The organism is Enterococcus larvae (assembly GCF_017830045.1).
Lineage (GTDB): Bacteria > Bacillota > Bacilli > Lactobacillales > Enterococcaceae > Enterococcus_L > Enterococcus_L larvae.
Genome location: NZ_JAEDXU010000003.1, coordinates 297,786 through 316,432 on the forward strand (window position 1 = coordinate 297,786; position 18,647 = coordinate 316,432).

The 18,647-nt window shown below is 40.2% G+C and carries 16 protein-coding genes; 1 reads left to right on the top strand and 15 read right to left on the bottom strand.

Annotated elements, in window-relative coordinates; all coding sequences use genetic code 11:
* Positions 1–21 precede the first annotated feature (21 nt).
* The 10 genes from celB to I6N96_RS07935 form a co-directional block, all read right to left on the bottom strand.
* Positions 22–1,332 (bottom strand): PTS cellobiose transporter subunit IIC, encoded by a 1,311-nt coding sequence (gene celB / locus I6N96_RS07895; protein ID WP_209557019.1) that lies wholly within the window; start codon positions 1,330–1,332, stop codon positions 22–24.
* A 304-nt stretch (positions 1,333–1,636) separates the two neighbouring features.
* A complete protein-coding gene (locus tag I6N96_RS07900; protein ID WP_347339074.1) occupies positions 1,637–2,347 on the bottom strand; it encodes a histidine phosphatase family protein in 711 nt (236 codons plus the stop codon).
* Between the two features lie 32 nt (positions 2,348–2,379).
* Complete coding sequence (locus tag I6N96_RS07905) at positions 2,380–4,047, bottom strand: recombinase family protein (protein ID WP_209557021.1); 1,668 nt, start codon at positions 4,045–4,047, stop codon at positions 2,380–2,382.
* A 96-nt stretch (positions 4,048–4,143) separates the two neighbouring features.
* Positions 4,144–4,272: a hypothetical protein gene (locus I6N96_RS19890; protein ID WP_283811174.1), complete on the bottom strand. Its 129-nt coding sequence runs from the start codon at positions 4,270–4,272 to the stop codon at positions 4,144–4,146.
* Positions 4,256–5,137, bottom strand: coding sequence for a replication-relaxation family protein (locus I6N96_RS07910; protein WP_209557022.1), 882 nt, complete (start codon positions 5,135–5,137; stop codon positions 4,256–4,258). The genes I6N96_RS19890 and I6N96_RS07910 overlap by 17 nt, the downstream gene beginning before the upstream one ends.
* Before the next feature lie 147 nt (positions 5,138–5,284).
* Positions 5,285–7,507, bottom strand: a complete 2,223-nt coding sequence (locus I6N96_RS07915) for a type IV secretory system conjugative DNA transfer family protein (RefSeq protein ID WP_209557023.1) — start codon at positions 7,505–7,507, stop codon at positions 5,285–5,287.
* Positions 7,504–7,686 (bottom strand): hypothetical protein, encoded by a 183-nt coding sequence (locus tag I6N96_RS07920; protein WP_209557024.1) that lies wholly within the window; start codon positions 7,684–7,686, stop codon positions 7,504–7,506. The genes I6N96_RS07915 and I6N96_RS07920 overlap by 4 nt, the downstream gene beginning before the upstream one ends.
* Positions 7,676–8,275, bottom strand: a complete 600-nt coding sequence (locus I6N96_RS07925; protein WP_209557025.1) for an MT-A70 family methyltransferase — start codon at positions 8,273–8,275, stop codon at positions 7,676–7,678. The genes I6N96_RS07920 and I6N96_RS07925 overlap by 11 nt, the downstream gene beginning before the upstream one ends.
* Before the next feature lie 196 nt (positions 8,276–8,471).
* A complete protein-coding gene (locus I6N96_RS07930) occupies positions 8,472–8,708 on the bottom strand; it encodes a hypothetical protein (protein ID WP_209557026.1) in 237 nt (78 codons plus the stop codon).
* Between the two features lies 1 nt (position 8,709).
* Positions 8,710–9,018 (bottom strand): hypothetical protein, encoded by a 309-nt coding sequence (locus tag I6N96_RS07935; protein WP_209557027.1) that lies wholly within the window; start codon positions 9,016–9,018, stop codon positions 8,710–8,712.
* A gap of 143 nt (positions 9,019–9,161) precedes the next feature.
* Between I6N96_RS07935 and I6N96_RS07940 the strand changes: the two genes are divergently transcribed.
* Positions 9,162–10,265, top strand: coding sequence for a DUF2806 domain-containing protein (locus tag I6N96_RS07940; RefSeq protein WP_209557028.1), 1,104 nt, complete (start codon positions 9,162–9,164; stop codon positions 10,263–10,265).
* Between the two features lie 35 nt (positions 10,266–10,300).
* Here I6N96_RS07940 and I6N96_RS07945 read toward each other — a convergent pair whose 3' ends face one another.
* The 5 genes from I6N96_RS07945 to I6N96_RS07965 form a co-directional block, all read right to left on the bottom strand.
* Complete coding sequence (locus tag I6N96_RS07945; protein ID WP_209557029.1) at positions 10,301–13,204, bottom strand: hypothetical protein; 2,904 nt, start codon at positions 13,202–13,204, stop codon at positions 10,301–10,303.
* Positions 13,201–13,677 (bottom strand): hypothetical protein, encoded by a 477-nt coding sequence (locus I6N96_RS07950; RefSeq protein ID WP_209557030.1) that lies wholly within the window; start codon positions 13,675–13,677, stop codon positions 13,201–13,203. The genes I6N96_RS07945 and I6N96_RS07950 overlap by 4 nt, the downstream gene beginning before the upstream one ends.
* Positions 13,678–13,771: 94 nt before the next feature.
* Positions 13,772–15,364: an Ig-like domain-containing protein gene (locus I6N96_RS07955; RefSeq protein ID WP_209557031.1), complete on the bottom strand. Its 1,593-nt coding sequence runs from the start codon at positions 15,362–15,364 to the stop codon at positions 13,772–13,774.
* A gap of 368 nt (positions 15,365–15,732) precedes the next feature.
* Positions 15,733–16,389 carry a recombinase family protein gene (locus tag I6N96_RS07960; protein ID WP_209557032.1) on the bottom strand — a complete coding sequence of 219 codons (657 nt, stop codon included), beginning with the start codon at positions 16,387–16,389 and terminating at the stop codon, positions 15,733–15,735.
* Positions 16,390–16,515: 126 nt separating this feature from the next.
* Positions 16,516–18,585, bottom strand: a complete 2,070-nt coding sequence (locus tag I6N96_RS07965; RefSeq protein ID WP_209557033.1) for an Ig-like domain-containing protein — start codon at positions 18,583–18,585, stop codon at positions 16,516–16,518.
* Positions 18,586–18,647: the final 62 nt, after the last annotated feature.

The window sequence follows — 18,647 nt, forward strand, 5'->3', positions numbered from 1 at the left end:
CTAATTCCCTCGCAATTTTCTTTATTTTTGTGTATCGTTATCAGTTTCAGCCAATACATTCTGGCGTTCTACTGTTCGATAAAATGGATAGTAGATCATGACATCTAAAACAATGAGTATCACTTGAAGAATCGCTCCGCTGGCATGTCCGCCTGTCGCTAAGAATCCACTCAAAATCGGGGGCATCGTCCAAGGGACTGCTACACCGACTGTTTTGCCAACAAGCCCCGATGACATCGCAAAGTAGGTGACGAGTGCATTGACCATCGGCGCTATAATAAATGGAATCAGTAAGCTGATATTCAGTACAACCGGTAAGCCGAACATTACCGGCTCATTGATATTGAATAACCCTGGAGTCAGAGTCAATGGTGCCATTGTTTTTGTCAGCTGACTTGAATTCTTTTTCAACGCTACGATCGCTATAACAATTACCAAACCAATTGTTGCACCACCTCCTCCGATGTAAACAAAGTTGTCGATAAATGAAGAAGTAATGATATGAGGCAGCTCTGCTGTACGATCCGCTTGATAGATCACCCGATTGGCATCTGTATTCATCAACCAAATTGGGCTGATGATACTGTTTACTACATTTCCGCCATGAATACCCATAAACCAAAATGAGCTGTTCAAGAAAATGGATATGAGCGTTCCGCCAATCGTTGCACCCAATATACCTAACGGCCCGCCAAATATTTTCAATAGCAGGTCATGAATATTCCCAATATCAGCAGTATCCAATATCGCAAATATGATCAACCAAAGCGTGACGATCGCGGCACCTGGAATCAATGCGCTAAAGCTTTTCGATACAGCGGGCGGGACAGAATCAGGCAGCTTGATCTGAATATTATGCTTGATGAACCACTGGAAGATCAACGCAGTAAGTATTCCTAAAACAATTGCTACAAATAATCCACGGCTTCCCATGTAATTTACCGGAATCCCTTCTATTGGCGCTTCATCTCCGGAAAGAATATTTGGTGTCACTACTAAAAAGGAGGATAGTGCAATCACACCAGCGGAGGTTCCGTCTACGTCATACTGATTCGCCAGGCTGTGTGCAATCCCAAAGCTCGCAACTAATCCCATAATACCGAAACTGCCATTCGTTCCCTTATTTAAATAATCAATAATACCTGTTTCTGAAAGCCAATCGATCCAAGCATCTATGGGAAAATTACTGATAATCAGAAAAAGCGAACCAATAATAATCAGCGGCATACTCAATGTTATCCCATTTCGAATTGCAATCAGAACCCTATTTGCACCCAACTTTGCTGCAATCGGCAGCAATTTTTCTTCTAAAACCGAATTAAACTTATTCATTTATTACACCCTCTTCTTTTTTGAAAAACGTCTCATGCGTCTCATGTGTATAAACGACAATCAATAGTAATTAGCGACATCCGACTTAGCTTTTTCCCTCTCTTTATATTTGTTGGTACCAATTTAATTATATGGTACCATAACAAGAAATCGCTTTCAAGAAGAAGTTTAAAATAGATGCCTACCAATTTTACAAAAAAAATGAAAAAGCTTCTTGCGAAGGTGTTATTCACACTTGCAAGAAGCTCTTTCATCAGCTGCTATTTTATTTTGTTCTTTTGAATTTTTTATTCAGCGACCAAAATTATTTTTCCAAATAACTCTTATCCCCAATAGTTTCTACAGTATAAGTCCCCTCTTTGTAAACAACCTTCGTTACACTGCAGTTACCGATATCTTCACCTTGATAAGAACCAGGTGCAATGAGTTCCAAAATCGTAGGGATCTCACTGCCATGGGAAACGACCAATATATTCCCACCCTTTTCAGAGGTTTCATCGATGATCTGATTCAACGCTTCTTCTGTTCTCTTCGTGATTTCATCATAGGTTTCTGCTGTTTGGGTCTTATCGTTTTCAGCAATGGTATTGGCTATTTCTTCATCAGACATTTTTCTGGTCAGCTCACCATACTGTGTCCAGTCCTCGTCGAAGGTCAGACCATGATCCTCAAAAATCGGTATCCACATTTCTGAGTTGTCTCGTCCTTCATATCCACCATAGCTCCATTCTCTGAGACCTGATAAGGTTGTCAGTTCTGTTTTTTCGTTTCCGGAATTTTCCAATACATACTCAGCAGTTGAAACCGCTCTGCCTAAATCACTGGAATACGCCTTGGCAAAGGTTGTCCCCTTCAGCCCTTTTCCCAGCTGCTCTGCACCTTCTACGCCAACATCCGTCAGTGGTGTATCCGACCACCCCTGCACCTGTCCAGTTGTATTGAACATCGTTTTCCCATGCCGAACAAAATAGAGAACTGTTTCAGCTGTCCAGTCACCCAGCAGTCTATAATTGATGAGTAAGTGAGTAGCGCAAGGCTACTCACTTTTTAATCTTTCAAGTCGCCAATAAAATTATAGTGGATGTCAATAGTTAGGATGCGATTTCGCTTAGTTCCTTCGGGCTTGTGAATAATAATCTTGTCAATTAACTCATTCACAATCTCCACACTCAAGGCTTCCTGTTGAGTGTATTTCTTCACTCTATCCATAAATCTTGAAACATCCAAACTTTGGTTTTCTTGTGTCGAAAGAGTTTCTTTAGCGACTGAAATGGCATCGATTAGCTGAGTTTGTTCTTCTTCGTAAGTCTGGCTCATTTTCATAAAGCGCCCATCGGTTAACTTTCCAGAAAGGCTATCCTCATATAGTCGTTGGATAATTCGGTCGATCTCTTCATACCGCCGTTCATCGGCTAAAAGCTTTTGACGCTGTCGATTTGTTGCTTTACTGGATTCAAGTTGAAATTTTTTCTCCAGTTTCTTCAAAAAGGTTGGTTCATCAAAATTGATTACTTTTAGAAGCTGATTTAGTTCGGCCAACACAATCTCTTCCAAGTCTGCTTTTCGGATATAATGCGCATTTTCACAGCGGTCAATCGTTCGAGAATATTTAGAACATTTATAGTGATCCAAATTCTGCCCGTTCTTTTCAAACGCACAATAGTAATGCTTACTGCCACACGTCCCACAAAAGACCAATCCTGCGAACAGGTTCTCATGCCCAACTTCAAATCTCGGACTACCTAACACTCGCTTATGCTGTCGCATTTTCTGCACAATATCAAACGTATCCTGATCGATAATCGCTTCATGCGTATGTTCAAAAATCAGCCATTCTTCTTTTGGTAATTGAATGATGGTTTTATCTTTGAATGATTTTCGACGCGTTCGACCATTTACTGTATGCCCCAGATATTCCATTTTTCCGATGATATCTTCCACCATCGTCCGATGCCAGTTATATAAGCCTAAACTTAGTGCTGGTGGGTGTTCTCCTAGTGAGAGTCTTCGTCTGGAAGGTGTCTCGACACAATCCTGTTCTAACTCTCTGGCAATTTTAGAAAAACTCTTGCCAGTTTTTACTTCAGAAAAAATCCGCTGGACAATTTCTGCTCCTACTGGATCAATCATCCAATTTTTCGGATTTTCTGGATCACGCTTGTAGCCATAAATAACGTTACTGGTCATTCGCTCGCCGGCCTTAGCCTTGGCTTCCTTAACGGCTCGGATCTTTTTACTGGTATCACGGGCATACCACTCATTAAAGAGATTCCTCAGTGGGAGTAAATTGGCATCATTATCTGATTGTTTGCTGCTGTCAAAGCCATCGCTAACGGCAATGAAACGGACATCATTTTCTGGAAACGTAATCTCAATGAGCTTTCCAGAATCCAAGTAGTTCCGAGCCAATCGGCTTAAGTCTTTCACAATAAAATTGTTGACTTTGCCTGCTTCGACGAGTTCGACAGCTCTTGAGATGGCAGGACGGTACGATAAACTCGTACCGGTAATCCCGTCATCTACAAAATAAATCGGATTGACTAGTTGTTCTTTCTCGACGACTTCTCTCAAGATTTTCTTCTGGTTGGCGATCGAATCACTTTCGTTTAGATTCTTATCATCTTTGGATAAGCGGCAGTAAACGACGGTTATTTCTTCAACCTGAGCCAGATCTACCTGTGTATAGTCTTTAATTGTCAATGTACGGTTGTTCATATAAGTGTCCTCCTCATTTGTTAAAATTTTAGATTTCACCTATAACCCACTGACAGTATACCTCTGTTCGAGGCAGAAGTGGAGTCTTGATTTCCATCATTTTCCTTGTAAAATAAGTCGTTCGATAATCGATCGAAGGGATTGATCACCAATAAATTTTCGATGGATAATATAGGTAGTGGAACCAACTTTTCTGACCGTAGATGGTTTATTTTTCTTCGTCATGTTCATCGCCTTCTTTCTCTGGTAACTCGCCACCGCCAATCATCAATAAGGAAAATTCCTCAAATGTAATGACTCGAAAGAGTAAAATGGACTCGCCAAGTTTTTGGGTTAAATGCTTTAGTAAGGTGTCTCTGCGTTTGATGCTTGGCACAATCCAAACAATGAATGGAAACACACCATCATGCTGACGTTGTTCTACGCCACTTTGAAAATAGGCCAAATAGGCTTCTTGACACTTCTTCACGATTCGATGGGGTGGCTCACTATCTAAGTCGATTTCGAGAAAATAGCTGTCAATATAATCATCCACTAACAGTTCCACATACAAATCTGGCTTCAGAAATTTGAGAATGCCTCGTTGGTTGAAGGTGCGCCAAGCAGCTGGCTCGAATTGTGAGAGATGAACTTCCAGTTTGTCTTGTAGTTGAAGTTCCATCAGTTGGGTATAGATTTCTGAAATAGCTAAGTGGTGGGTGATATTGAAATAGGAGAGTTCTGTGATTCGTTTCTTTGGATAAGGTTTGTGAATCTCTAACCATTTATAGACTAATTTGTATCCAGCTGGTGTTAAGCTGATCACTCGACTAGATGAGCCTTTTTGAATGCCACCAATCCGTCTCTCAAGAAAGAAGATAACTCCAGCGGTATCTAATCGGTTAATGAATCGATTGGCTCGTTTCTTTCCAGCGGTCTCATTTGGACTGTTATGAAAGAAAATTCGTCTGATTTGTTCCGTCGATAAAAAGCGACATTTTCTTAAAAGGAGTAGTAGCTCTTTATCCTTATCGGTTAATTGTTCCTCAACTTCTATCAGTTGTTTTCTGCTCACTCGTTTATTTTCTGGTTGATTTTGTTGGTTGCTCATAGAACATCTCCTCCTTAAATTTTTTCATCAAAAGTCTATCTGTCTATTAAAATAGACAGAAGAGTCTCCGTCCTTAATGGGATCACTTCCTTTTATCGTCGGGGGTTCTGGCAGTTTATATCTTTACCCGAACACCCAACCGAAGAGTCACTCCTTTTTGTCTGTTTTTCCTTGTTTTCTCCGTCCTATCTTCATTTCTGGTTGATTGTCTTCTGTAGGTAAGGCTTCAGAAACACTTGGATAACCAAAGGTCTCCTTCATCATGTCGTTGATTTCTGAAACAGGCATGCCGTATCGTTTCCGACTTTCATTTTTGACCGTTTCTAAGTCCATAATTTCTGGAGATGGTGGTTCAGTCACTCCGCTCATCCATCCTGTAGGTTGACCATCAACGAGTAAATTACAATAGACGGAATACGGTGGAATCTTGCGGAAATCCACTGCTTGAAGATCTGGTGCAGCGAGTGTCGCAAAATCTTTCGCATCTGAACTGTTTAGCTGAAACAAAATTTTATTCTGCGTATTAGTATCTAGTCCAGACCGTAGGTCAGGTGGCATTTGGTTTCGATATTGATTGGCAATATGGATGGCCATCCGGTATTTCCTTGCTTGGGCGAGGGCTTCTGAGATATCTAATGGCAAATGTAAAAAATTTTGCGCCTCATCCAGATAGAGACTACAGATCTGCCGTTCTTCAATCGGGACAGTCGCACGATTCAGGCAGAGTATCCAGACCATCGAGATCATCATCGCGCCAAGTAACGAAACGGCTTCTGCGCCCAACACGCCCTTATTAAGAGGGATTAAAATGATTGGACTCCGTCCCGTTTTGAAAAAGTCGGTCAGGCTCCATTTTGGTTGCTTTTGTGCCAAACAATTCTTTAACCCTTCTCGTAAACTAAATTGGCGAAGTTTATTTAGGACAGGGCGAAGCTGTTGCCGTTGTTCGTTTTCACTGAGGTCTTCCCATTGCACCCAGAAGTGAAGCAATTCTAAATTTGTTACTTTTTTCAACATTTTTCTGCGATAGCGATCGTCAGTAAACAAAAGTGGTAGGTGTAAAAGCGTGACATCCTCATTGGCTGCCAAAGTGAGTAACCCGCTGGTCAATAGGTCTTGTGAAAACACGCCAAAATTATCTTTAAAGACTCCCTTGAAAATACTCAGAATCGCTTCCGCAATTAAGGAGGGATCGACTTCCTTTGAAAGCGCCAATGGATTAAATCCTGCGACCGCTTCTGGATCACAAGGATCAAGGTAAATCACATCCTGCAGTCGGTCTTTGGGAATCCGCCGACAGATATCATTCGTGAGGTCACTATTGGGCTCGCAGATTAAAACAGGTCGTTTTGCCTTGATATCGCTCATGATTTCGTGAAGGAGCGCATTTGTTTTTCCTACACCAGCAGGACCGACACACCACGTATGGCGACAAGCATCTAAGGGTGAAATTGTCAGTTTTCTTCGGCTATTTAAATTTTGGTTCAAAGTTGTCCCAAAGGAACGTTGGTCATTTTCTGGTGGATCAACCATCCAAGGGGGTGGCAATAACAGCCGAGGATGAATCGGCGGGACACCTTCGTAATCAAGTGCCTCTCCAGTTGGTAGAAAGAATAAACTGGCACATTCCTTCACATTTACTTGAAGAGGCATTTGCCAAGGAGGAGAAGCAAGGTTCAGTCTTTCTGTTTTGTCACTGATTAACGTCAACCGCAACTTCGGCTGTTCCATTTTCCGAAACACACTAAGCAGTGCGTCAAATTGTTTGTTGGCTTTGATGGGGCTTTTGGCAGAACTACCAAATCTGACAATACATCTCACCCGATGGGTTCTCATTTTTTCTTGAATCATGGCTCGGGTCTCCGTTGACGCTCGTGGGATATTTCCTAAAATCACGGAAAAGAGTGGTGTATGTGGATCTGGAATATCCTTAGGAACGTTCATTGGCTGATAATTTCTGCCTAACAATACTTGGATGACTACCTGTTCTTCCTCTTGTTTTGAAAGAATCGCTAACACGGCTTGGGTTAGCGATTCAATGTTGGTCGTTTGTAAGGGAAATTTAGAGCGATGGGAACTGAGTTTTCTCGCCCACAGAACCGATTGACGTTCTGGTGCATCAAATGAAAATTGTTCGGAGAAATCTTGTGAGCCATAGGCACGAAACACTGCTTCAATTTTGGAAAAATCCTGTTTGTCTGCGCCAATATAATAGTGAACGTTTTTGTGAAACCCTCGAATTTCTAGCACAATCGTGGCTCTGGGCTGTAAAGTAAACAAATGGTGGATCACCTGTTCCACTTGTTCTTGAGAGAATGGACGGCTCCATGAGAATTCTTTAAACACTAAATTTTCTGGTGCGTGTTTCATGTGATCACCTCCATTCGTTGGCTTTGGCAATGCGGTAAGAAACAACTGCGATAGTCAATACTGCCGCCATGATGACCAGCACCCACCAATACTGGAGCACTAATCGGGCAGAAATATTTAACAACAGGCATAGGCAGAAAAATAGGAATAAGTAGCCCAATAACTTTTTCATGGTTCATTCACGACTCCTTCTGCCGATTCTTTTGAGAAATCCCGAAAATGGATAGAATACACTGGAACAGGATAGTTTTTCATTTTAATGTCACAAGCGACTTCATTGCCCCAAATTTTCCAGCCATGACGTGGTCGACGAGCAAACAGTTCCAAATATTCGCCTTCGGAACAACGCTCGATGATGTCATAGACTTCTTCTGGTTTGTGGCTGTGGTCTTGAAGAGGTAAAAAGCCCCAGTTCATTTGTCCTTTGAATTGAATCGGTGCTTTGCCTCGTGTACCGAGCAATAAGTGTTCGGTACAATTCCGCAGGTAGACGCCTAATCCAAGCCGAGGCTTTACCCAAGTAAAAATGCTACGTGGCGTAAAGCCCCACGCACGAAGGACATCATATCCTGCTTCCAAGGTGGCATTGGTCACCCAAAGCCAACAATGGGCATTGTCTTCGACTAAATCTGCGACAGGCATAGCTTTAATCCGATCCAGCGTCATTAAGTTATAATGCTTAACAGCACCGTAATTTCCTTTTTGTTGGATATCCCATGGTGGATCAGCCAAAATGGTTTTGAATTTTTTTGGTTGGTTTTGATTCATACTAATCAGTCCTTTCTTTTTACTGTGCTATTTAATAACAGGTCGGGTAAACTTTCCAGTGTAAAAATCTTTATGAATTTGACCGACGGGACACGATTTTACAGAGGTACACAATCGGTTAAGAGGGTTCACTATTCAACTGAAAAATCTTTTTAGAAAGAGTGTCACTGTGTTTTTGAGACACTCTTAATTAAACTTACAATTCTTTATTGTGTCGGAAGAATTCATCCATCATGGCTTTACTGGTGGCGAAAGCATCGGCATCTAAATCTGATTTTTGTTGGAGCAACGATGCATAGAATTGTTCTTCCTCGGTATATTCTGGTTCTACTGACTGGTTTGCTGGTTCAGAAAAGAGAACCCAAGCAATGAACACTAAGCTTAAGGCGCCTATTCCAGCGAGAAAATAAAAAATAATAGTCGCTAACGTCATGTTAATTTCCTCCTAATCGTTTGTTGGCTCTAAGACTGTAGTCATCGACAATCATTTTTAAACGAGGCTCAGCGGTTGGAGCCATATCCGAAAGTTGTTGTTCTAACATAGATAAGTTGGCAATATTCGTCATCGCAGTATTGGTAATAAGTGCCATCCCATTTTCAATCATGTTCTTACGAACGACGGCACGCACGACCTCACACGAATCTTTATGAATTTGTCGTTTTGTTGCAGTTGGCATATGATCGGTCGAAAAATTACTTGGACTAAGTGCAGCGGAATAATCGTTTTGTTCTTGGTTGTTCATTTTGATGACCTCCTATACCATACGCTCGAGAATATGGTATGATTTTTTTATCAACTAGCTGATGAGGAAATTCTAGCATGTCGGTTTTGGCATTTGTTGCCAAAATCATTGCTAAAATCTTGCTAATTTCGAGGAGGATGAATATGTTCAACATACCCACCTATTTCCAGATTGTCTTAGAGGAGTCTATAGAAGTTGAGGAGTGGAAATTTCCAAAACGTGTTAGTGAAGCATTGTCTCATGTTTTAGTGGAAGATTCGGATGATTTTTTAACAACCTACTTTTATAACCAATTTTTTAAAGGAAGCAATAAAGGGAAGACTTTGTTTGATGAAATTTTAGAAAAGTTAAAAAGAAGCACTCATACAGAGTATATTCATGGGATGGCTCACCGCTTTTCATTGATCAATGATCGGAATAGTAAATTTAATGCAGAGAAAGTCGCGGAAAAATTACTACGAGCAATAGAGAATGGAAAAAATTTATCAGGGGATATTCGGCAAGGCTTAATTTCTTCTTATTATGCCAATCGTAAAGAGACGATCTATTTGTTCCTTTCCGAAGCTTTATATTATGCCCTAGCAGTCCAGAAAAAAGGAAATGCTACCTATCGACAAATGGAAAAAGTAATAAGAAAAGAATACCGTTCTCCTTTATTTAAAGAAAAATTAACATGGCTTGGTCTTTCAGAAGAGGACATACGGTCAACGGAGTTTTCTCCCCGTTTAGTGGAGGCATTAAAAATAATGACTAAAAAAGAAATTGAAGTATTTCTTCAAGTAGCATCTCTTTCGCTTTACGATGAGGATGGTGACTATTATTTATATAAGCCAACCACAGAAGAAGAATTTGAGCTGTATAAGAAATACGGTATAGGAAATAAGGAATTCTTATTAATGAATGAATGTGGTTTTGTGGATGTGGGAGTTCCTAGAAAGAACAAAATGGTTGTTTTGGATAATGAACCTGTTGGTTTTCAGAACTTAAATCTCGTGTTAGCCATGCATATGAAAGTGGGAAAAGCGTGTCAGCTAGACTACAGTGATTTTCCATTTACAACAATTGGGGAGGAATTATTGGACATTATTGATTTTGACTCGTCAAATGAGTTCCTTATTGAGTTAGCTACAGTGATGAAGAAACAATGGAAGAATGACGCATTGAGAATGACCATTTTTAAGGTTGAAGAAATGGAAGCTTTTGAGGATATGGCAACTGTTGATTGGACGAAGGGAATGTTTATTTAGAGAGATAGCCAGAAATAATGCGCTATTTTCTCCTATTAAAACCTTGGTGAAAGTTCACGGGTGTAAGTTGTTATAAAGCGGCCATCGCCTGAACCTTTGGATGCTGCCCAGAGGTAAGTATCGGCACGCAGGTTATAAACTTCAGCAGGGTCTGCAGCAGTATTTAGCATGCTTCCATTAGTTCGCCATGAATTTAGATTTTTAGTCTGGACTGGACCATTTATTCTTAGTGGTTTACCACAATTACTATCACTTACGAATGACATATCTTTCCTGTTCGTGCCTGATTTACTTGGATTTGCGCACGTCACCACGGAATCACTAGCCAGAAGCCATGCGTCAATATTAGTCACATCTGGATGAATGTAAATGTTCTTAGCAATAATGATGAAGGCTTGGGCGTCTGAGGCTTTGCCTAGCGTGGTGTTTGCAAGAATATCTCTATCAATATAGACATTTTGGTCTAATGACGGATTACTCTTATTTGTAGCATCCAGAATAACTGTTCGGCTTGGTTCAGAAGGGTTCATTTGAGCGGGGACTTTTACTTCTGTAGTGGTTTCTTTTTGTTTACAAACTTTGCCGTCAGATACATTTGAACATGTCATGCTTGTAGAAGTAGCTGCAGGAGAATTATATCTATCTTTAATTTTGCTAGCTAAATTATCTGTTGGGATTTCTCCATATTTTCCTAAAGTAGTGCCTTTATTTGCCATAGTCAATTTATTGCTATTGTTGTTTGCGCCAGATGTAAAACTGTTAATTGTTCCTTTTGAAATACTGGCATATTCTACCCATGAGCCAAATGTTCCAGTAGAAAAGTTAGTTTTATTCGTTTGGATATTTGTGCCTGAATATACACTTCCGCCCCAGACTTGCATTTTTGGTTTCTTGGCTGCGATGAAGCAGTGTGGTGTGGCGTGTCTCCACAATGTTTTATTGTTCTGTTCAGATTCACTTTCACCAGCGGTTAGTTTGTAAGGGCTAATAGAGAATCCAAAGCATATTCGAGAACCAAGTTCGGCATCTTCTGGCATTTCGAAAGGTTTCTTTATAATTCCTTCAAACAGTTGCTTGCCTGCATCAAAAGACCCTTTATCTCTCTTTATTATTGTACAATTTGACTCTGTCTTGCTTATCCCGTATGTATTTGGGTAGACTGCAGAACATACATCATCAGTATTCTTAAACTCGCCAGAGGATGCCCAGACGCTACCTCCTGGAGTAGATATTCCTTCCTTTGACGCTGGAACTGTCCATGTAGAGACAATCCAATCTGTGGGTTTTGTCTTACCTGAGGGGTCAATGGTTGGGATTGGTGGGTCCTTTTTTTCTCCAGGAGTTACTGGAATATCTGTTCCTCCACAAGAGTTATCTGGGGATTCTAGGCATGGTTTGATTTCGTAGTCGTAGGAGACGTAGGCACAGCGCCAGTCACTCCAAGATTCATTTCCGCCATCTTTTATGCGTCCAGCATATTGGCGTTGACAGAAATTCTTTCCGGCGTCATTCGATTTAATTGTATAGTGTGTGGGTGGTTTACCGTTGTTATTGAAGCTATATATTCCAGAAATACCAGCAGATGCGTTAAATGCACTTTTACTAGCTTCGTAGGAATAACTACCGCCGTTTTTATTGATGTTGGGCGTATTTATTGTATCTCGCACCCAATGCGTTTCCGGAGAAGCCACGCCATTCGTTGGTTTGGCGTTCTGAGCATAAAGCAGATTATAACCAAGTGTTCCGTAACCATGTTTATTCGCTCCGTCAGCTGGGGCAATATAGTTTGTATTATTCGTCGCGGTGTGTTTCCAATTTAGCGTTTCACCAACTTGAGTAGTAATGTTTTTATTCTGGTAGGTGTTATTTCCAGAGAAGCTTCCTTTAATTTCTGTCTTCAGGGATAGCTGCCACGGTTCAGCTTCTACTTTTGCACAAGCCCAAGCCGAATCTCCTTGACCAGCATTATGAGCAGTTTTGCTAACCCACATCTTCTGACAGATGGTTCTACCAATATCATCCTTATTTGTCGTATACGAGGTATAGCTACCATTATCGCCAGCATAGGGGGAAATCTGATAGAATCCTTTCACATTGTTTATTGTGGAATTTTGCCAGATGAGGGGATTATTAAAGGAGTCAAGCCTTGCACCTTTACCGTTTACATTCAAACTATAATCCACTCCAGTTCCGCTCACATCTGATCTGTGACGAAAATAGAGCGTTTGACCAGCGGTAACTGTAAGAGGATTGCTTTCTCCATTCGTACCATTCACTGCGGTCTTATTTGTAGAAATATAGGATTTTCTGGAGCTAGACCAGTTGACTGGATTGGGACGCGTAACGTATACGGGAAATTCCTGTGTATTACATACCCCATTAACACCAATAACATTGATACCATCAGTACTAAAACATCGATACAATTTAAGAATTCTTTTGTGTGTCTTTCCATCCTGTGGAATAGAGCTAATATTCATCGTTGCTCTCATATGATTATCTCTAGGAACAGATTCGGCCGTCCACGGCCTCACAGAAGTATGCCCACGATAAATTCTATTGTTTGGATACGCAGGAATACCAGTTATTGGTAGTTGGCTACCATCGTCTTTTATTCTAACAGCAAAAACTTGTTGAGATTGCCCACGAGAATAGACAGAACCTCTGATATAGATAGGCACACTTGTTGCATTGGAATTTACATTTATATGCATATTCCAAGCTTCTGAAGGTGATCCCGTAGCCCAAATTGCCCCATAATTATTTGGCGTTCCAGCTTGTATAGGTGAGTTGGCATAGTTTAGCGTGGCTTGTTCTGCTTCGTTGGCGGGTCTTGCGATTGCATAAGACGCATTATTTGTTAAAAAAGCACTAATCACACTAAAGAATAAAACAGAAAAAAGAGCGAAACCCACTTTTAAACGGAGTTTCTTGTTCATCCTTCTAAACCTTGACCTTCTTGATTACTTGGGGAATCAACCTCACTTTTTATCATTTCCAAGTTTTTTAATAAAACCATTTCGCCATCAATATAATGACCTTCATCATTGAACTTCTGTAACTTTTCATAACTTTCTTTCATGCCCGCTTCATCAGACTGAAAAGATTGAGATAAATAGTTCATATAAACGGCGTTTGGGTCTTTCTCCCAGTTTTCTTTTGTTTTAATTTCTTTGTTCACAAACTCGGTGTATTTTTCTGGTGTATAATCTTCTGCTTTAAATAGTTCATTTGACTTTTTGATGTCTTCAGCCGTTAAGACTTTTGCAGTTGAATTGTTGTCAAATACGTGAAGTGCCTGAGCGATATTCATTCCCAAACTAATGAGAAATAATATAAAAATGCCAACAAACAACAGTTTAAACTTGTTTGTTGGTATGGCTGGTGTGTGATTTTGTCCTTGTTCATTCATAATTAGTTCTATTTTAGCATGAACAATTTAAATATCCAAATGGATTTTTGAAGAAGAAAAAAGCCTTGTCACAAATGGACAAGGCTTGATCAAATTAGTGAGAAGATTTCCGTTTGAAAAGGAATGTACCAATGGCGGTAATTCCGACAAGAATCATTCCTAAAAGAGTGATAGAAGCGGTCTCTGTTTCGCCAGTTTGTGGCAAAGAATCTGCTTTTGATGAATTATTTGCCGACTGTTTATTTGCAGTTGATAAATCAATTGGCAGTTTCGCCACTGTTCCATTGTTATTGCCAGATTGCGCAGAATTGGAATTGTCTTTTGGAGACGTTCCAATTGGCGTTGGTAATGGATTTGGAGTAGGATTTGGTTTTGGTTCAGGATTTGGCTTCACTGGTGGATTAACGATTGCTTTTTTCGTGACGGTAATCGTGCATGTTGCAGTAAAATTGCCATCAACTGAAGTTGCTGTAACAGTCGCTGTTCCTTCGTTGACGCCAGTTACATTTCCAGATGAATCAATCGTTGCAATCGCGACATTATCGATTGACCAAACAATGGCTTGGTTCGTCGCATTATTTGGTGTCACGGTTGCCGTTAATTTGGCAGAATCGCCTTCTTTCACGTTTAACGTGGTTTGAGAAAGGCTAATTCCTATAACAGGCACTTCTGGCTCTGGAAGGGCTTCTGTAACTGTGCCACTAGCAGTGGCAGTAAAGCCGCCATCTGTGGTCGTTACCGTAATTGAATAGTTTCCCGCAGAAATAGCGGTCACGTTTCCGTTTGCATCAACTGTTGCGACGCTTGGATTGCTTGAGCTATAAGAAACACCTGTATTTGTAGCATTTGTCGGAGTGACGGTTGCCGTTAATTGGTGCGTTTCACCAGCAGTTAATTCTGGAAGTTCGGAAAGGGTAACGCCTGTTACCACGATAGTTGGATTTTGATTCAAGAAATCTCTCAATTCTTGAATTTCATTCTCCAATAATGGACATACAAAATCAAAATCCTCTTTCAGATAATTGAATTCAATTTCCAAATCACCATTTCCGAATACTCCTTGGGTATATTGCCACAATGCAGCTTCTAGCATGCCATAATGCGATCTGATTTGATGCCAAAGAGTCATGTCATTATTTGCACCCAGAGTTTCTAAATCTGCTATTTGAGCTGCATATCCATCAATGATACCTTGAAATTCCATAATAACATTTGGATCAGGAATCCACTTATCATCAGACAGCGCTTCTGTGGTAGTAACTGCTTCCTCGACTTCTGGAGTTGTAGGTTCTGTTACGGGGCTTTGAGTAGCTTCGTTATCTGGAGCAGTTATGTCTGCAATTGCTGACTCAGTCGTTTCCACGACAGGAACATTTTCCGTGGCTTCCGTTTGAATTGGTTCTTCCACTGGCTCAGAAACGGTTGTTTTTTCTGCTGGTGGCGTTACGATTTCTTCTGGAGTTTGAACTGGTTGCACGTCTTGGACACTTGGCGCTTCTGTTTGTCGTGGAGCTTCCGCTAATTGTTGCGTCACTTCAATTGATTCACTTGCTGGAATTTCTTCCGCATTCGCAATAGGTGCCAATAAGAGTGGGGCAAATAGCGTCACGACCATTCCAAGAGTGACAGTCTTTTGACCTTGTTTTTTTGACAATAAACGTGTAGTTCTGGTTTCTTTCTTCATCATTATTCTCCTTTTCGGCGAATTGCCGTTTTTATGTTTGTGATTCAGTGTAAAAATCTATATAAAAAAACGGACTAAAGTCACACAAATAAGGAGAAAGAAGTCTCACTTATTATAAATGTGCAACTATAGTCCGTTAGAATTTTCTAATGGTAAGTATTGTTGCACATTATAGCTTATTTAGTTCGTTTTGTCAAGCACAATTGCTTGACAGTGTTAAGGATTTAAGAATCGTCTCTATTGAATGAGCGTTAAATAGAGACGAAGAAAAAAGCAAAAAAATACTGATTCTATAAGGAATGCTCCTCATAAAATCAGCATTTTATTGATAATAGCTATTTATGTATTTCTGCTCTCTACCGAACGCTCGTTCAATCAATAATTGGTCTAATTAATGCTGTCCGTGATAGTCCATTTCGTTTTGCAACATTATAAACTGTGGCTTCACAAACACTACAATGTTTCGCTATTTCACGAATGGTTAAATCATTCGATTGATATAGCTTGATAATTTTGCGCTCTTTCTTCTTGCTTAACCCTTGGTTACCAAGTTTTTTCCCATTTTCCTTTGCTTTTCTTAGCCCTTCTTTAGTTCGCAATCGTATATTATTCAGTTCAATTTCTGCCACGTATCCAAGAACAAGGCAAAGTAAACGTCCTGTTAAAGAGTCTGTTTCAATGTTTTCTTGCAACGAAATCAGTCGAACATTATGGTTATTCAAATCATCAATGATTGATGCTAGAGTAAACATCTTTCGAGTTAGGCGATCCAGTTTATAAATCTGTAGAGAAACTCTATTTCCTTGTTGAGCTAATTCTTTGGCTAATGATAAGGCTTTCGCCAGTTCGTGACGATTATCATTATCACCAGATTGTTTTTCACTAAAAATAATAGAGCAATTTTTGAGTGCTTCTAGCTGAACATCCATTCCTAATTTTTGTCGATCATCAAGAGAGGACACTCGAGCATAACCAACCGCTATTATTTCATTTTGAAGGATTCCGTTAGTTCTTTTTTTCTTGTTCATTATAATTTCCCTTTCCATAATTAAAATAGTAGTATTCTTTTATGGTAAAGGAGAATAGACAATAATAAAAATTTATAAAATTAGCAGAGTAGGTGTTACGATTACTCTGCTAAAAGAGAGTTCGAGTTATACTTTCTTTCTCTTAAGCCATGCAAATATAGAAAGCATTGCTAGAGATAAGCCTGCAATAACGGCATTAGTTGCAGACTGTTCACCAGTTTGTGGTAAGCCGTCTTTGCTAGTGCTGTTTCTGGCTGGTTTTGTTGTTGTGGTAGTGCCGTTTTGTTTGTTGCTAGTTTGGTTATTTGTGTTGTTTGTTGCATTGTTGGAAGTATTCGGGTCATTTGAGCTGTTTCCTGTGCTATTTGAGCCGTTATTTCCAGTATTACCACCACTTGAGTTATCTTCCTTAACTAAGCCAGCAATAGCTAAATCTAAGGCTTTTTGAGCTTCGTCAATTTCTGCTTGGGTGCTAGCAGAATTAGCTAAGACGTCTTTTGCGTTTTGCAAGGCTTGCTTTAGTGCATTCATTGACTGGGCCGTATAACCTCCAGCGGTTAATTTAGCTTCGGCGTCTTTGATTGAGCTTTCTAGTTTGGTTGTGTCTACGTCTGTGACTGGTGGAGTATCATCATCCACAAACACAGTACAGATAACAGACGCATCACTATTTTCTACGCTAGTAGCTGTGATTAGAGCTGTTCCTTGACCTTTTGCAGTTACTTTACCGTTGGCATCTACAGTTGCGACTGATTCATCGTGACTTGACCAGATAAGACCCTTATTAGTGGCGTTTTCTGGGTAAAAGGTTACCGATAAATTATGGGTATCACCTTTCTTCAATAAGATAGAATCGTCAGAGATAACAATTGCATCTACTGGGATTTCTGGATCCGCAACTTTAATTAGGTTTTGTTCGGCAGTTTTTAAGGCTTGGTAGGCGGTATATTTACCACCAGCCATTTCATGATACCAGCCTGCGTCGACATTTAAAGCATTTTGCAAGTTCTCCCACGCTTCATTAAAGGCTTGTTTAGATTCTGGTGTGTATGTGGTTGAATCGTCATATACAGTCTTTAATGAGTTAAAATAATCGGTAATTTGTGGCGTGATATTGTCCTCGAAAAAGAAATGAAGGTCTACAAGGTTCAAGTTTATTCCACTTATAGCACTGCTCAAACGATCTAACTCTTCTTGAGATAAATAAGGGTCTTTTTCTTTCTCGGCTTTAAAATCTACATAATAGTTATATAGCTGGACGGCGTTATCATATGCAGCCGTAAAACCAAATTCATCAAAAGCTGGTTTTAAATTGATATATCCTAAATATTGATTCAAGGTATTGTCATACCATGACCAGTCAAGCTCGCCAGTTTCAAAAACAGCCGTCACTACTGTATCTTCTGTGACATAAAAACCAGAAAAAATGCTACTGCTAGAACCCCATTCGCCATTTAATCGTCCGTTGACTTCCCAACCTTTGAAATGTGAACCAGCTCCAGCTGTAGGAATAGGCATTTCAGATAACGAAACCCAAACACCATCTCCTTTTGAGATAGTTGGATAGCTTGAGAGTGAGCCATTACCACGAGTATTATATGAAACTGTAAAACTTCCATTAACTACTGTGACCTCTAATTTTCCAGTATCTCCAAGATTAGGTTGTATGGTACGAGTTCCAGAACTACCAAATGTAATAGTATTTCCTGAGATAACGTCTGACGGGTCTGAACTTATCAAAGGAACTCCGATTTCAGCTAGCGTTTGTTCTTCTCGGGATTGTGAGCCGTCGTCATAAGCTGTGCAGAAATAAAATGTATAGCTTGCCGTGTCTCCACTTGTTACGGTTGTTTGTCCTTCTGTTTCATACCAAGCGTTAACTGGATTGCTTTGAGGTGCTAATTCTTGAGTTACGCTAGTTTGTAAATCGCTTGTTGGTTGCGCAGTTTCGAGCGGTTGCTCTATAACTGGTTGGACTGGTTCGCTTGTCTCAGTTTCTTCTACTGGTGCAACTTCCTCAGTTGTTGCTGGTGCTTCTTCTACCTGTTCCGCTGTTGGGGTAGTTTCTGATTCGTCAGCCAGTGCTTTAATTGTCCCGATTGCTAGCGGACAAACCAGTAAGCCGACTGTTAATAGTTTTGTGGCTTGTTTAACCCGTTTGCTTTGTTTCAATCTTGCGATACGCGTATTCTTCAAGATTCAAATTCAGCTCCTTTGCTTTTTTCATTTTTTAAAACCATTTGTTTTTTTGCTTCCTT

What these genes read in the sequence shown, in the direction of transcription:
- I6N96_RS07905 (WP_209557021.1), bottom strand. Translation starts at nt 4,047, where the DNA reads ATGAACAACCGTACATTGACAATTAAAGACTATACACAGGTAGATCTG.
- I6N96_RS19890 (WP_283811174.1), bottom strand. Translation starts at nt 4,272, where the DNA reads ATGACGAAGAAAAATAAACCATCTACGGTCAGAAAAGTTGGTTCCACT.
- I6N96_RS07935 (WP_209557027.1), bottom strand. Translation starts at nt 9,018, where the DNA reads ATGAACAACCAAGAACAAAACGATTATTCCGCTGCACTTAGTCCAAGT.
- I6N96_RS07960 (WP_209557032.1), bottom strand. Translation starts at nt 16,389, where the DNA reads ATGAACAAGAAAAAAAGAACTAACGGAATCCTTCAAAATGAAATAATA.
- I6N96_RS07910 (WP_209557022.1), bottom strand. Translation starts at nt 5,137, where the DNA reads ATGAGCAACCAACAAAATCAACCAGAAAATAAACGAGTGAGCAGAAAA.
- I6N96_RS07925 (WP_209557025.1), bottom strand. Translation starts at nt 8,275, where the DNA reads ATGAATCAAAACCAACCAAAAAAATTCAAAACCATTTTGGCTGATCCA.
- I6N96_RS07950 (WP_209557030.1), bottom strand. Translation starts at nt 13,677, where the DNA reads ATGAATGAACAAGGACAAAATCACACACCAGCCATACCAACAAACAAG.
- I6N96_RS07915 (WP_209557023.1), bottom strand. Translation starts at nt 7,507, where the DNA reads ATGAAACACGCACCAGAAAATTTAGTGTTTAAAGAATTCTCATGGAGC.
- I6N96_RS07955 (WP_209557031.1), bottom strand. Translation starts at nt 15,364, where the DNA reads ATGATGAAGAAAGAAACCAGAACTACACGTTTATTGTCAAAAAAACAA.
- I6N96_RS07940 (WP_209557028.1), top strand. Translation starts at nt 9,162, where the DNA reads ATGTTCAACATACCCACCTATTTCCAGATTGTCTTAGAGGAGTCTATA.
- I6N96_RS07930 (WP_209557026.1), bottom strand. Translation starts at nt 8,708, where the DNA reads ATGACGTTAGCGACTATTATTTTTTATTTTCTCGCTGGAATAGGCGCC.
- celB (WP_209557019.1), bottom strand. Translation starts at nt 1,332, where the DNA reads ATGAATAAGTTTAATTCGGTTTTAGAAGAAAAATTGCTGCCGATTGCA.
- I6N96_RS07945 (WP_209557029.1), bottom strand. Translation starts at nt 13,204, where the DNA reads ATGAACAAGAAACTCCGTTTAAAAGTGGGTTTCGCTCTTTTTTCTGTT.
- I6N96_RS07920 (WP_209557024.1), bottom strand. Translation starts at nt 7,686, where the DNA reads ATGAACCATGAAAAAGTTATTGGGCTACTTATTCCTATTTTTCTGCCT.